This window comes from Acinetobacter sp. YH16044, assembly GCF_013417145.1.
Classification (GTDB): Bacteria; Pseudomonadota; Gammaproteobacteria; order Pseudomonadales; family Moraxellaceae; genus Acinetobacter; species Acinetobacter amyesii.
The window spans coordinates 160,234-175,423 of the sequence record NZ_VPEK01000005.1 but is presented as its reverse complement, the minus strand read 5'-3'; the positions used below and the strand labels follow the sequence as shown (position 1 = coordinate 175,423).

Below are 15,190 nucleotides of genomic sequence, written 5' to 3'. Positions count from 1 at the left end.
GCTTGGCCAGAAAAATGAGTCGTTCTCGCTGTTCTAAACTAAGTGGTACAGAAACAATTCGAGGCATGGGTGAACATCTGTTAACTAAAAAAACTTTTTCGCATGATTAGTTATTTTTGTCAACTTAAAATGGTCTTGTATTATTTCCAATTATCTCATTTAAATTCCAGCGATCCTCAGAGAGTACGACACCATTTTTGTCAACCTCTATGTCCCATTTAATTTTTTTTATTTGAGCTAATTTCTTCATTTCTAAAATATAATTCTTAAAATTATTCATTTTTTTTCCTCGATTTCATGTATAAGGGATTCAATATTGAATATTAGGCTCTTAAGTTGCATATAAGCAGGAGAGTGAGTCTCAGATAAGCTAGAGTCCTTAAATTTTTTTATAATACTTCTTAGGTTTTCTAATACATTTTCATGAACACTTTTATCATTTAGAGGTAAAAATTTATCGCAACCATAACATGAAAAAACTGGATTTTTTTTACATAAGTTCTGTTTTAAATCACATCCACCAATACCAGATATTGCTATTCCATGTGGATAACTTTCAATGTATTTTTCAGTATTCAAATTATTTAATTCTTCTATACTTATAAAATCACCATGCGTAATTTTTGAAATTTTACTATATATATTAGATATGCCTAGAGCTTTATTAATTAATACTCCAGTCTGTGCAGATACTTGGAAGTAAATCAATGCACTTTTAGAATAAGTATGTCCTAGGAAGGAAGATACTTCATCTAAATTTGCCCCAGACTCAACTAGTCTCTGTGCAACTGAATGTCTAAATATATTTGCATTAATAGGATAACCTAATATTTTAATTGTTACTTTTCTTAAAATTTCACGTATATCGTTTTTATTATTAGAAAAAAAATAATAATTACCATGTTTATCTGTTTTTCTAATTTTTTCTTTAAAAAAAACTATCCATTCTGTTTTTATTTTTCTAACTAATGGAATTGCATTCATAGTATGTCTTTGTTTGATTTTTTGAAATTTAACATGAAGTGTTTCATCGTATTTATTTATTTTATAAGTTTTTAAGTCATAAAGCCTAAGCATTCCGACTTGTTTTGGCCTAACACCAAATTGATAAAAAAGTATAAGAACACAATATTCATCTAAATCTTTACTTGTTAAATTTTCATAGTTACTTACCTTGCTAATATAATTTAATATTTTTGCTTCCTCTTCTGTATTTAAAAAACAATCCCCGGATTTTATTTTTGCATATTTGTTTATTTTAAATCTTTTTAAATTTGATATATTCTCAATATCATTTTTATTCCATCTTAATAAATTATTAACAGAAAGATATATTAGGATGTTTTTTAGAAAATTTAGAGCTGGCAAGATTGTTGAGATTGTAAAGCTATTGATTTTATTTGATTTATAGATTTCCCAATTATAAAGAATTTTTTCTTTATTTTTTATAATGTCAATTATTTCTTGCTCAGAGAATACTTTTAGGAATCCATGAATATAATTAACTAATGTAGAAGATGAAAGATTAGTAAGTATGTTTATAGCAGTTAACTTAATTAAGTTTTTAATATTAGTCTTATATTTGTTAAAAACTATTATCTTTTTACACCCATCACTATAAATTTCCCAACTATCATTTTCAACATCCCTAAATGTGTGTATTTTTTCTGTAAAATCATCTTCATATCTAATATATTTTGTAGATATTTTAAATAAACCATCATCATTAAATTCTAATGCACTTGCTTCTTGATATTTGTTATCCATGATAATTCCTTTTATTTCATTAAGAATAATATATAAAAAATAAATTTTTGCAAGCTCTTCAAGATTATTATAAATATAATAATCTCAATAAAATTCTATTTATTATAAATATAATAATCTCAATAAAATTCTATTTATTATAAATATAATAATCTCAATAAAATTCTATTTATTATAAATATAATAATCTCAATAAAATTCTATTTATTATAAATATAATAATTTTTATAATTAAATAATTATTAATGAACTGTTGTAAATGTGATTTAAATAAGAGTTTTAATTTGTAAGGTATTGATTTTTATATTTTATATGTAAAAATATTACTCTAGACAAGCCTGCAAAATAGGTCGAGCTGTCTTTCAATGATTGTTCCCTCAATTAAAAGCCGAATATGTAAAAGAACAGATTCTTTATATTGATGAGTCAGGCATCAATAGTAATGAAACAGCAGAATATGGTTGGTCTAAGAAGGGTGCAACAAAACCCTTCAGCAGTTTTTTATAAATTTGAATTAAATAATTGAATCACTTTCTATGAAGAGCACCAATAATCAATATACTTTAAATTCAAATAGCCAATATTAAATTTTTTGAGTTGAAATCTGAGAATTTCCAGAACCTCGTTGAAATTCACAAAAAGTAGGAAAATTTATTTATTATTTTACATAGGGAATCTACTGCGTTTTTTATTGACATAACACAAATACCAACCTAACATAACACTCGGCATGACTCATAGTGTCTCTACTGCATTAAATTTAGTGATGACAGGTGGCCGCCTGTCATCGAATTCAAAACCAATAACGTGACTAAACATTAGGAGTTAAGAACAAATGAAAGTATATCAGATCAATTATGACCTGCGTAAACAACGTAACTATGAAGAGCTGGATAAAAAATTAAGGCTTATGGAACATGGTGTCGACCGTTAAAGTCCTGTTGGATTATCGTTTCGGATAAAATAGCACCACAGATTCGTGATGATTTACAACAAGTCATGGATAGAGATGATGGTTTATTAGTGACACGTTTGCAAAGAGATGCGGCTTGGATAAATTTGGATTCAGATAAAGACAAATCAATGACTGATTGGCTAAAGAAATATGTTGGTAACGCATCTTAAGTGGACTGAGCCAAGGATGGCTCAATCTCTTTCAGAGTAAATATTTATGTCAAATGTAAAAAAAGCCGTAAAACTGAGCGACCTTGCAGAGATTCGAACAGGTTTTACATTCCGTGAAAAAGTTGAGGAAGTCGAGTTAGGCAATGCTCACGTATTGCAGATCAAAGATATTCGTAGCATTGCAACGGATACCTGTGGTTATACGCTTTTTGCTGATGATTTACCGCAAATTGATTGGCAGGGTAAAGATAACGCAATCGTATCGCCTGAGTCTGTCTTGTTGCCCTGTCGTGGAGAGTATCTCAAGGCACATTATTTTGTAGGCAATCAAGATCAATCAAAAGCATTACCCTTAATTGTGAGTAGTCAGTTTTTGATTCTAATGCCAAATCAAAATGTACTGCCTGAATACTTATGCTGGTACTTGAATCAACCTCATGTGCAATACGAGTTACGTAAAGAAAGTCAGGGTTCTAAGATGCCGATGCTGAGCGTATCAACAGTCAACCAGTTTGAGGTTGAAGTCCCTAGCTTGGACATTCAGCAACACATAATCGAATTAAACCGTCTTTGGGAGCAAGAGCAGATCTTGACCCAACAATTACTTAAAAATCGTGAACAAATGATGATGGGCATGTTTAAACAACTGCTTCAAGGAAACAAATAATGGTTACTCAAATTAATCAAGATACAGTCAATAAAGCCCTTTGGTCGGCATGTGATGTATTCCGTGGCACAGTGAGTGCTGATACCTATAAAGACTATATTTTGACGATGTTGTTCTTAAAGTACATTTCGGATGTATGGCAAGATCACTACGACAATTATAAAAATGAATATGGTGATGAGCCTGAACTGATTGAAGAAATGATGAAAAACGAGCGTTTTGTCCTGCCTCGTGAATCTAATTTCTATACCTTGCATGAGCGTCGCTTTGAGCCGGGCAATGGTGAACGTATTGATATGGCTTTACATGCGCTTGAAGAAGCGAATGGTACAAAGCTCAAAGATGTAGGAAAAAGTGTCTTCCAAGATATCTCGTTTAACACCGATAAGTTGGGCGAAGAAAAGCAAAAAAATACGATTCTAAAAGATCTTTTAGAAGTGTTTGCTGTGCCTGAATTGGATCTAAAACCAAGCCGTGTGGGTTCACTTGATGTGATTGGCAACGGATATGAATTTTTGATTAAAAACTTTGCTGCAAGTGGTGGTCAAAAAGCAGGTGAATTCTATACACCACCTGAAGTATCGGACTTAATTGCTGAGTTACTTGATCCACAAAAAGGCGACAGTATTTGTGACCCTGCATGTGGTTCTGGTTCACTGTTAATGAAGTGTGGTCGTAAAGTTGTATCAAATCACAACAGCAAAGAATATGCGTTGTATGGTCAAGAGGCCATCGGTTCAACTTGGTCACTGGCTAAGATGAACATGTTCCTACATGGCGAAGATAACCACAAAATTGAGTGGGGCGATACGATTCGTAATCCAAAATTATTGGATAAGAATGGCGACTTGATGTTGTTTGATATCGTGACTGCAAACCCTCCATTCTCATTAGACAAGTGGGGGTATGAGCAAGCTGAGAATGATAAGTTTGATCGTTTCCGTCGTGGTTTACCACCAAAGACCAAAGGTGATTATGCGTTTATCTCACACATGATTGAGACGCTAAAACCTGTTACGGGTCGTATGGGCGTTGTGGTTCCGCATGGTGTGTTATTCCGTGGCTCATCTGAAGGGAAGATTCGTGAGAAGTTGATTAACGAAAACTTATTAGATGCGGTGATTGGTTTACCTGAAAAGTTGTTCTACGGTACGGGTATTCCTGCTGCGATTTTAATTTTCAAAAAGCAAAAGTCTGATGATTCGGTTTTGTTTATTGATGCAAGCCGTGAGTTTAAGTCAGGTAAAAATCAAAACAATTTAACTGAAGAGAATATTGCCAAGATCGTTGAAACCTATCGTGCTCGTGAAAGTGTAGATAAGTATGCGTATTTGGCGACTTTGCAGGAAGTGAAAGACAACGATTACAACCTGAATATTCCTCGTTATGTGGATACTTTTGAAGAGGAAGCTGAAATTGATTTGGTTGCTGTACGTGCTGAGCGTGAGCAGTTAAAGACACAACTTGCTGAGCTTGAGGTACAAATGGCGAAGTATTTAGAGGAGTTGGGTTATGTCCTATGATCTTGTAGATGCTAAACCGATTCATGAGCTATGTAAGATTATTGACTGTGAACACAAAACAGCTCCGTATGTTGAAGAAAGTGAATTTCTAGTAGTCCGCACAAGTAATGTTCGTAATGGACAATTAGTTATGGAGGATATGAAATTTACAACTGAGGAGGGTTTTGAAGAATGGACACAGAGAGCTATTCCAGAATATGGTGATGTACTTTTTACACGTGAAGCACCTGCTGGCGAAAGCTGCCTAGTTCCAAAAGATAAAAAGATTTGTATGGGACAGCGGATGGTGTTGCTTCGTCCGAATCGTAAAAAAGTTGATCCATTATTTCTTTCGTTAATTTTAGCAACAGAAAAATGTAAATTTGATATTTACAGATTATCAATAGGCTCTACTGTTTCACGAATTAATATTTCTGATATAAAAAATTTAAAGGTGGCTTCGCCTCCATTACCTGAGCAACAAAAAATCGCCCAAATCCTTACAAGTTGGGATCAAGCGATTTCAGCTACTGAAAAACTGCTTGAAAATAGCCAACAGCAGAAAAAAGCATTGATGCAGCAGTTGCTCACAGGTAAGAAGCGTTTGCTTGATGAGAATGGTGTTGAGTTTAGTGATGAATGGCAACGTATAGAATTAGGTTTACTTCTTGACTATCAACAACCAACACCTTATTTGGTGGAATCCACTGCTTATAGTGATAGTTATGAAACACCTGTTTTAACAGCAGGTAAAACATTTATTTTGGGTTATACCAATGAGAGTTCAGGGATTTATCAAGATCAATTGCCTGTAATTATATTTGATGATTTTACAACCGATAGTAAATATGTGAACTTTCCATTTAAAGCAAAATCAAGTGCCATGAAAATCTTGACTGCTAAAAAAGGGGTTTCAATTAAATTTGTATTTGAAGCAATGCAAATGTTGCAATTCACTGTTGGAGGGCATCAACGACATTGGATTTCAATTTTTTCAAATTTGGTAATTCCTCTACCAAATATGAAGGAACAACATCAAATTGCGGAAGTTCTTTCTCTAGCAGATCAAGAAATTGAAACCTTACAGAAAAAACTTGATTGTTTAAAGCAAGAGAAAAAAGCACTCATGCAACAACTTTTGACAGGTAAAAAACGTGTCAAGGTGGCTGCTTAATGATGCAAATGACGCCTAGCTACTACCGCATTATGGCGGGTGCGAAGTCTGTATTTGCTCAAGAGTTTCTAGAGGGTGGCTTTATTGCCGCCAACTGGAACATTGACCAAGACTTAACCCATGACTTACCTGATGATTGGCGTGAGTTTAATCATCGTTTTATTCCTGTTTATTTAACAGCCTTACCTGAAAAAAGTAAGATTTCAGCAGGCTTAGCATGTGGCATGCTACATACCCTTTCTAAAGGGATTAAACAGGGTGACATTATCCTTACACCTCGTGGGGATGGTCATTATCTCGTGGGTAAAGTCATATCTGACTATTACTACGTGCCTTCTGGCGAGTTAAGCCATCGCAGAAAAGTTGAATGGTTTGAACAGACTTTACCTAGGGAAATGATGTCTCAAGAGCTAAAAAACTCATCGGGATCAGTGGGTACAGTTTGTAATCTGACCAAGTATGTAGAAGAGCTTAAAACGCTTATTGATGGTAAAGAAACACTTGAGCATCTCGAACCTGATGAAGTACTCGAAGACCCAACCGCTTTTGCTTTAGAAAAGCATTTAGAGCATTTCTTGGTGGAGAACTGGTCTAAAACTGAGTTGGGTGCAACATATGACATCTATACCGAAGAAGGTCAATTGGTCGGTCAGCAGTATCCATCGGATACGGGACCTATCGATATCTTGGCAATCAGTAAGGATAAGAAGACGTTGCTTGTTGTTGAGCTAAAACGTGGTCGTGCAAGTGATCGTGTGGTGGGGCAGATTCAACGCTATATGGGCTATGTCAAAGATGAGTTGGCTGAGGCAGATCAGCAAGTGAAAGGCGTCATCATTGCACTAGAGGATGATTTAAGAATTCGTCGTGCTTTGAGTGTGGCTCAGAATATTGAGTTTTATCGTTATCAGTTGAGTTTTAAGCTCAATAAAAGCTAACGCAAAAGTGAAATTTGGCGCTGATTGATCATATTTGGCGTCACTAAATATCAAATAGATCGTTATAAACAAGGATGTTTTTAATACTTTATCAACAATTAAAATTTGAGGGCTGTAATGTCAATTTCCCAAATGTTTCAAGACTTTTTAAGTAATATTAAAGTTGCGAATGAAGAACAAATCACGTTGCGTTATCAAGAGATAACATGTGCATTGAACAAAATATTTCGTGATACCGAATCGAAAACATCAAATCAATTACAAGTTGGTTCGTACGGTAGATGGACTGCGATTAAAGGTATTTCAGATTTAGACATGTTGTACATCATGCCATCTTCAAAATGGGATGATTATAAAAATGGTGGTCAATCAAAGTTATTAAAGGATACAAAAGATGCAATTCTTGCACGTTATCCTCGAACCACGGTGTTTGTAGACCGATTAGTCGTATGTGTCCAATATACGAACTTCCATGTAGAAGTCCAGCCTGTATTTAAGCAAGAGGATGGCTCATATAAGTATCCAGATACTAAGAATGGTGGTAGTTGGAAAATTACTAAGCCTCAAGCTGAAATTGATGAAATGAAAAGCATGAATGATGCAAAAAATCGAAATTTGCGTCGTTTATGTAAGATGGCTAGAGCTTGGAAAAATAAGCATGGTGTTTCAATGGGTGGCTTATTGATTGATACGCTAGCTTATAACTTCATGAAATCAACAACTGAGTATGATGATAAAAGCTATTTGTATTACGACTGGCTAAGCCGTGATTTTTTTAAGTATTTATCAGAACAACCTGATCGTGATCATTATCAAGCTTTAGGTAGTAATCAGGATGTAAAAGTAAAAGCTAAATTCCAAGATGCTGCAAAAGATGCCTATGAACTATGTTTAGAGGCGATTACTTTAGGGACTGATGATAAGGCTTATAGTAAGTGGCGAATGGTTTATGGAAGACAATTTCCTAAGGCTCCAAGTAAACAAACAGAAATGTCGATACGTATTGAAGATATGCGCTACGAAGATACAGAGCAGTTTATCGAGGATCAACATCCTGTTGATATTCGCTATAAGCTAAAAATTGAATCGAGAGTGACTCAAGACGGACAAACGATTGATTGGCTCAGGGGCTTTAAGCGAAGAAAGAAGAAGTTAAATCATGGACGTGGGCTAAGTTTTTATATTGATGAAAATACAACACCGAAAGATTTGCAGGGCTATTCCGTTAAATGGAAAGTACTGAATCGGGGTGAAGAAGCGAAAAGACGTAATTGTATTCGTGGTCAAATCATATGGGACTCAGGTAAACAGAGTATTGATGAATACGCAAGTTTCAATGGGGAGCATTTAGTGGAATGCTATATCATTCAAAATGGTGTGGTTGTAGCTCGTGATTGCATTTATGTACCAATTGAGGAGTAAATATGAAACGAGATGATTTACTTAAATGTATTGCTGATACGGGATACAACGTTGGATTCGGAGCAAAGAAGCATTTTGCTACTTATGATCTTGTAGAAAAATCACCAGGGTGGATTAGTTTTCTTTCAATTGTTTTTGGTATTTGTTGCTTGGCTTTTCAGGCGCTTTCCACAAATTTTCTTTCTGCTTTATTCACAATACTTGGTGTAACTGGTCTCTATGTCAGTATGTATGATGCAAAAAAAAATGACTATGAGAAGGCAGGGGTTGAACTAACTAAAATCTATAATCAGCTTAAAACTTTATATTATTCAGTACAAAGTAAAAATAATACTGATGATTTATCGCTTTTAATTGAGGAGCATCGCCAATTAGAGAACCAATATTACGCAGTTGGTTTAAGTAAGCAGATATTGTTCAGTGATTGGTACGCACATTATAAATTCTTTTGGCAACATCAAATTGAATGGGTTGATGAGCAGAAAAAATTTAATTTTTTCCGGGATAAAATACCTCTGAGCTTTTATGTATTCTTGGTTGCCGTAATCGTTATGGCTATTTGCTTTATTTATAAAGCAAATCTTAGTGCATGTTTCGCAGTTTTATTTTAAAAATTTTGGTTAGGTATGAACGGTCTCTCAATTAAGTTTCAAGAAGAATACAGTGCTAAGATCCCAGCATTAACATTGTTAATGAATTTGGGGTGGTCATTTTTACCACCATCACAGGCACTTATTGCCCGTGATGGAAAACAAGACCAAGTGGTGTTACGCCAAATTTTTCGTAAAGAGCTCTCTAAGCGTACTTTTCCATTTGCTGGTCAAGAGTATCCACTCTCTGCAAAGTCGGTAGACAACTTAATTGCTGAAATCTGTAGCCCTGCTTTGAATGAAGGGCTGCTGACTGCCAACGAAAAAATGTATAACCATTTGTTCTACGGCATTCCTGTAACTGAATTTGTGAATGGAAAAAAGGTTAGCCCGACGATTCCATTGATTGATTGGTATAACATTGATAACAACGATTTTTCATATACTGAAGAATTTGCTGTCACACGCTCAGGTGGTGTAGATACACGAAGACCCGATATCATTTGCTTTGTAAATGGTATTCCTTTAGGGGTAATTGAAGCAAAACGCCCTGATAGTCAGGCTAAGAAAGGTCCAACGATTAATGAAGGCATTTCTCAGACGCTTCGTAATCAGCGACCTGATGAAATTCCACATCTGTTTGCCTATAGCCAACTTCTGGTTTCTATAAATGGACATGAAGGGCGTTACGGCACATGTAATACCCCTGCTAAGTTTTGGGCAGCGTGGCGAGAAGAAGATATTTCTGATGCAGAGATGTATGCGCTTAAAAATAAGAAATTAACTGCTTCACAAAAACAGAGCCTATTTTCTTATCGTCCAGTCGATGACTTAAATTGGTATGAAAACCTAATTGCAGGTGGAGACTTAGCTGTTACAGGTCAAGATCAACTGCTGATTAGTCTATTAAAGCCTGAACGACTACTCGAAATGGTTCGCCTATATACGCTTTTCGATAAGAAAGCAGGAAAAATTGTTGCTCGATATCAGCAAATTTTTGGTATTAAACGACTCATTGAGCGTATTAGTACTAAGAATAGCAAGGGTGGTCGTGAAGGTGGTGTGATTTGGCATACAACGGGCTCAGGTAAATCTTTTACCATGGTCTTTCTTAGTAAAGCTTTGATCTTACATGAGGCTTTAAAACAATGCCGTATCTTGGTTGTTACTGACCGTGTTGATTTAGAAGATCAACTCAGTAAAACCTTTGTTTCTGGTGGCGAACTGACAGGGAAAAGAGACAAGCAAAACGCCATGGCGACTTCAGGTAAACGCTTGGCTGAACAAATTGGTAAGGGTACAGAGCGAATCATGTTCTCTTTGATTCAGAAATTTAACTCTGCAACCAAACTTCCTGAATGTGTTAACACAAGTTCTGACTTCATTGTCCTGATTGATGAAGGGCATCGAAGTCAAGGTGGCGAAAACCATGTGCGTATGAAACTCGCACTTCCAAATGCAGCATTCGTTGCATTCACAGGCACACCATTGCTTAAAGATGAAAAGACCGTTAACAAGTTCGGACCTATTGTTCATGCGTATACGATGCAGAGAGCGGTAGAAGATAAAACTGTTACCCCGTTGCTGTATGAAGAGCGTATCCCAGATTTAGATGTCAATGAGCGTGCAATTGATACTTGGTTTGAGCGTATTACAGAAGGTTTAAATGATCAGCAAAAAGCAGATCTAAAGCGTAAATTTGCAAGAAAAGGTCAGCTTTATACCGCTGATGACCGTATTCGATTAATCGCATTAGATATTGCTAATCATTTTGTCAAAAATATTGATGATGGCTTAAAAGGTCAACTTGCTTGTGATAGTAAGGCATCAGCCATTAAGTATAAAAAATACTTAGATGAAGCAGGCTTGTTTGAGTCTGCTGTGGTGATGAGTCCACCTGATAGTCGTGAAGGGAATACTGATGTTGATGAATCGACTACCCCTGAAGTGACCCAATGGTGGAAAGACAATGTCGGCACTCAGGATGAGCAAGCCTATACCAAACAAGTGATTGAGCGTTTTGAAAAAGATGAATCACTTAAATTGCTGATTGTGGTGGATAAGCTCTTAACAGGTTTTGATGAACCTAAAAATGCTGTTCTTTATATTGATAAAAATTTAAAACAGCACAATTTGATCCAAGCAATTGCGCGTGTAAACCGGCTTCATCCGATGAAAAAGTTTGGTTTATTGATCGACTATCGAGGTATTTTAAAAGAATTGGACGCCACAATTCTTGATTACCAAGATCTCGCTGCCCGTACCCAAGGTGGCTATGATATTAATGATCTTACAGGTTTATATACGCAAATGAGTTCCGAATACAAACGATTACCTCGTTTGTATAAAGCACTTTGGGCAATTTTTGCTGATGTTAAAAATAAAAATGATCCAGAGCAGTTACGCCAAGTTTTAGTCCCTCGTATTGAAGAACGTGAGGGTGAGTTGGTTGATATTCACTTGAAAGTACGTGATGATTTTTATGAAGCACTTACAGAATTTGCCAGTTGTTTAAAAGTTGCGTTGCAGTCAGCAACCTTCTTTGAAGATAAAAGCTTTTCTGATGCAGATCGTCAGCACTACAAAGAAACAGTCAAACTATTTACAAGCTTGCGTCAGATTGTGAAACGAGATGCTGGAGAGACTATTGACTATGATCAGTATGCTGAGCAAGTCAAAAAACTTCTTGATAAACATGTTGTGGGTATTGAGGTAAAAGACCCTGATGGAGTCTATGAAGTCGGCAAGATGGGCAAAGTGGCGCAACCTGAAGATTGGAGTGAAGAGAAAACACGTAATGAAACGGATATCATCAAAACTCGTGTAACGAAGATGATTGAACAGCAATTGCGTGATGATCCCTATGCTCAGGAGGCTTTTTCTAAACTGTTACGTCAAGTCATTGAAGAAGCAGAGAAAGAATTTGATCATCCATTGAAGCAACACATGCTGTTTAAAGAGTTTGAAGAGCAAGTTGAGGCTCGTCGTTTAGATGAAATTCCTGATGTGTTCAGTGGTAATAAGCATGCTCAAGCTTATTATGGTGTATTCAAGAAACTATTACCTGAAGCATTCTCGATAACAGATCAACAGAATCAAGATAAGTGGATTGAACTCGCTTTCGAGGTTGATCGTTCTGTCATGAGCTCTGTAGCTGAAAACTCAATTAATCCACAAAATATTGAAGCAGATATCCGTAAAAAACTATTACCGCAGATGTTCCGTGAATGTAAATCCATTTGTAGTGGTATGGATCAAGCCAAAAAAATTGTGGAAATGATCGTACAAATTACTCGGGTCGGTTTAAATGGGCTCTAGGATGAATATGCTAGATGAGAAAAAGTTAAGCATCATTTATGGTGATGAAGTTATTGATTTTGATGTGCTTGAAAGTCCTAGCCGTACTGAAAAGATACTGATTAAAGTCTATGCTGATTGTCGGGTAGTTGTATCGGCACCGTTAAATGCAGATGATAAAATAATCATTGAAGCTGTAAAGCAGCGTAGTCGTTGGATCTATAAGCAATTACGAGAGTTCCGTGAACAAAGCAAATTTATCACGCCTCGCCAATATAAAAGTGGTGAAAGCCACTTTTATTTGGGTAAACAGTATCAATTGAAAGTGATTCAAGATGATACCAAGCCAAAAGGTGTAAAACTTCTAAGGGGAAGATTGGAGGTAAACACCTTAGATACGGATATTGAAAGTATTAAATCTCATTTAAATGAATGGTACAGATCTCGAGCAAAAGTCATATTTGAAGTACGATTGAGGCAGATTCTTGAAAAAGCCTTATGGGTTGAAGCTAAGCCTGATATACGACTCATGACAATGCGCACACAGTGGGGGAACTGTTCACCATCAGGTCTTCTTACACTGAACCCGCATCTAGTTAAAGCGCCCGCAATTTGCATTGATTATGTGATTTTGCATGAACTTTGTCATTTGGTTGAACATAATCATAGTGAGCGTTTTTATCAACTTCTAAGTCAAGTTATGCCTGATTGGCCAATAATCAAAAAACGGTTAGATGATAGAGCGACAGCAATCATTCACTAATCGTGACTAAATATTCTTTCTATTGTTGATATTCTTCTATTTAATATATCGAGATATTTTGCCTGCATTTGGTCATTGAAGGCACTGCTAGCATAGTATGCTGGCATTTTGGAATCTGGCCACCATCCAAAATAACTCCTCATTACAGAAAACATATTATCTCTATTATCATCTGGATAGAGCGAAACACAAATTGAAGCAGCAGTATGACGTAACATATGAGGTGATAGGCTTGTAAGACCGTGTGTCTTTTCTAACTGTTTTGATAATTCTATAGGCAACGCTTGATAAATTTTTAGAAATGTCTTATTTAAGGCTTCTACGGACAATGGTTTATGCCTATTGGATATAAATATAAAAGGGGTGTAAGAGCGTGGTCTATAGCCCTCACAATAAATTTTGAGTAGTTTGTATATATCCTCACCAATAGGTATCTGCCTAGTAGCATATTGATTTTTTAAATTCAGCTCTGTAAAGCGTTCATCATCATCGCTCTCATTATTTTGTACATTTAAGTAATAATAATTTTTATTATTTTTAAAGCTTTTCGTCATGAAGAAAGAATCGATATTTAATAGTAATAATTCTCCACGTCTCAAACCTACATATGACAATAGAATGTATGCCACATAATATTTCCACTGTGTTTGTAAATGCTTAAAAGGATTGTTAACAGCACCTGGGACTAGAATTTCATCAAGATAGTCAATAATGACTGGAGGTAATGATTTAATTTTTAATATTTTTTTAGATTTTCTAAACTTAAATTGAGATAGTTTTTCTGATAAATCTTTGATTGATTCTTTTAATTCAAAATTAATATTATTACTAGTATTTAATTTAAACTCTTGAATTTTTTCATAAAAAACTACAACATCCGCCCAAATTTCATTATTAATTGGTTCTAAATCATTACATAAATGACAATAATAGGAGAAGAAGTAATTTTTAGTGTTATCTAAGTTGGACTCATCAAAAATCTTATCTGGAAAAATATGAAGCTTGGTATCTAAAAACTCATAAAAATGATTAATGTGTCTAAGAATTTTATATTTAGTATTAGTAGCCAAATGACAAATAAAAAACTCATTGTAAACCTGAGGCCAAACGTATGGCACAAGACAAGAATTAGTGATGACAATTAATTTGTCATTAGTCTTTTTATGGAATTTATCTTTAAATTTTAAGAGCATTTTTATCTATTCTTTAAATATAACCATGCTACATATTTTTGATATCAAGACCAAATATTAAAGTGTTAAGAAACATGAACAACACTTAAATGACATTTTACGATTTTAAAGCATTAGAGAGATTATGTAGTTTAAACAACAAGTACTAAAGTACCTTTTGTTCGTATAATATATATTATGTTAAATAGCATATCCAAGACTGTGGCCTACACAACGCATCCGTTGCCACAGCTCGACATCGTGAATCTGTAAAATTATCATTCACGATGCCGAGTACGCTAATGAACATAATATACGTTATGCCGAAATCAGAATCTTATCAATTGGCGAATCTGACGTTCCTGATGTTTAAATTCAAACCCTCTCATTTTTTCAACTCGCTCAGGTTATAATAATGGTCTCCCAAAATATGATTGATCTAATATGAGCACCTCCAATGACCCTTTATACGGCAAAAAACTTGCTGACATCTTGGATGAATTATTGGATTACTACGGTGGTTTTGAAGGCTTAAGCCGCAAAATTGAAATTAGATGTTTTTGCATAGATCCAAGCGTTAAATCATCACTACGATTCTTACGTACTACACCTTGGGCACGTGAAAAAGTAGAAAGCTTATATTTGTATGTCTTACGCCAAAAAGCCAAACAGAAAGCGTAACGATGAATGCCTATGCTCGAATAATTTTGTATAGCAGTTTATGGTTTAAGATAGAATAAAACTGCTTAATCCTTCTAGCACTTCCTTGTACG

The 15,190-nt window shown here is 35.1% G+C and carries 12 protein-coding genes and 1 pseudogene; 9 read left to right on the top strand and 4 right to left on the bottom strand.

Annotation, left to right across the window (positions count from 1 at the left end; genetic code table 11):
• From FTV38_RS18285 to FTV38_RS05685, 3 genes and pseudogenes are all read right to left on the bottom strand, one after another.
• Positions 1-67, bottom strand: a pseudogene (locus FTV38_RS18285) (helix-turn-helix domain-containing protein); the annotation flags it as partial.
• 57 nt (positions 68-124) lie between these two features.
• Positions 125-280: a hypothetical protein gene (locus FTV38_RS05690; protein ID WP_180021894.1), complete on the bottom strand. Its 156-nt coding sequence runs from the start codon at positions 278-280 to the stop codon at positions 125-127.
• Positions 277-1,767 (bottom strand): site-specific integrase, encoded by a 1,491-nt coding sequence (locus FTV38_RS05685; RefSeq protein WP_180021892.1) that lies wholly within the window; start codon positions 1,765-1,767, stop codon positions 277-279. Before FTV38_RS05685 ends, FTV38_RS05690 begins: the two co-directional genes overlap by 4 nt.
• A 1,171-nt stretch (positions 1,768-2,938) precedes the next feature.
• On the opposite strand from FTV38_RS05685, the gene FTV38_RS05675 reads away from it, so the two are divergent.
• The 8 genes from FTV38_RS05675 to FTV38_RS05640 all read left to right on the top strand — a co-directional run bounded on the left by FTV38_RS05675 (position 2,939) and on the right by FTV38_RS05640 (position 13,245).
• Complete coding sequence (locus FTV38_RS05675; RefSeq protein ID WP_180021890.1) at positions 2,939-3,559, top strand: restriction endonuclease subunit S; 621 nt, start codon at positions 2,939-2,941, stop codon at positions 3,557-3,559.
• Positions 3,559-5,082, top strand: coding sequence for a type I restriction-modification system subunit M (locus FTV38_RS05670; RefSeq protein WP_180021888.1), 1,524 nt, complete (start codon positions 3,559-3,561; stop codon positions 5,080-5,082). Before FTV38_RS05675 ends, FTV38_RS05670 begins: the two co-directional genes overlap by 1 nt.
• A complete protein-coding gene (locus tag FTV38_RS05665; RefSeq protein ID WP_180021885.1) occupies positions 5,072-6,235 on the top strand; it encodes a restriction endonuclease subunit S in 1,164 nt (387 codons plus the stop codon). Before FTV38_RS05670 ends, FTV38_RS05665 begins: the two co-directional genes overlap by 11 nt.
• Positions 6,235-7,173 (top strand): endonuclease NucS domain-containing protein, encoded by a 939-nt coding sequence (locus FTV38_RS05660; RefSeq protein ID WP_180021883.1) that lies wholly within the window; start codon positions 6,235-6,237, stop codon positions 7,171-7,173. The genes FTV38_RS05665 and FTV38_RS05660 overlap by 1 nt, the downstream gene beginning before the upstream one ends.
• A gap of 117 nt (positions 7,174-7,290) precedes the next feature.
• Positions 7,291-8,595 (top strand): nucleotidyltransferase, encoded by a 1,305-nt coding sequence (locus tag FTV38_RS05655; protein ID WP_180021881.1) that lies wholly within the window; start codon positions 7,291-7,293, stop codon positions 8,593-8,595.
• Between the two features lie 2 nt (positions 8,596-8,597).
• Positions 8,598-9,206, top strand: a complete 609-nt coding sequence (locus FTV38_RS05650; protein WP_180021879.1) for an SLATT domain-containing protein — start codon at positions 8,598-8,600, stop codon at positions 9,204-9,206.
• Between the two features lie 15 nt (positions 9,207-9,221).
• Complete coding sequence (locus FTV38_RS05645; protein WP_180021877.1) at positions 9,222-12,503, top strand: type I restriction endonuclease subunit R; 3,282 nt, start codon at positions 9,222-9,224, stop codon at positions 12,501-12,503.
• Position 12,504: 1 nt separating this feature from the next.
• Entirely contained in the window at positions 12,505-13,245 is a 741-nt protein-coding gene (locus FTV38_RS05640; protein WP_180021875.1) for a M48 family metallopeptidase, read from the top strand.
• Here FTV38_RS05640 and FTV38_RS05635 read toward each other — a convergent pair.
• A complete protein-coding gene (locus FTV38_RS05635) occupies positions 13,242-14,438 on the bottom strand; it encodes a tyrosine-type recombinase/integrase (protein ID WP_180021873.1) in 1,197 nt (398 codons plus the stop codon). The genes FTV38_RS05640 and FTV38_RS05635 overlap by 4 nt on opposite strands.
• A gap of 423 nt (positions 14,439-14,861) precedes the next feature.
• Between FTV38_RS05635 and FTV38_RS05630 the strand changes: the two genes are divergently transcribed.
• Positions 14,862-15,098, top strand: coding sequence for a VF530 family DNA-binding protein (locus FTV38_RS05630; protein WP_180021871.1), 237 nt, complete (start codon positions 14,862-14,864; stop codon positions 15,096-15,098).
• Positions 15,099-15,190 lie beyond the last annotated feature (92 nt).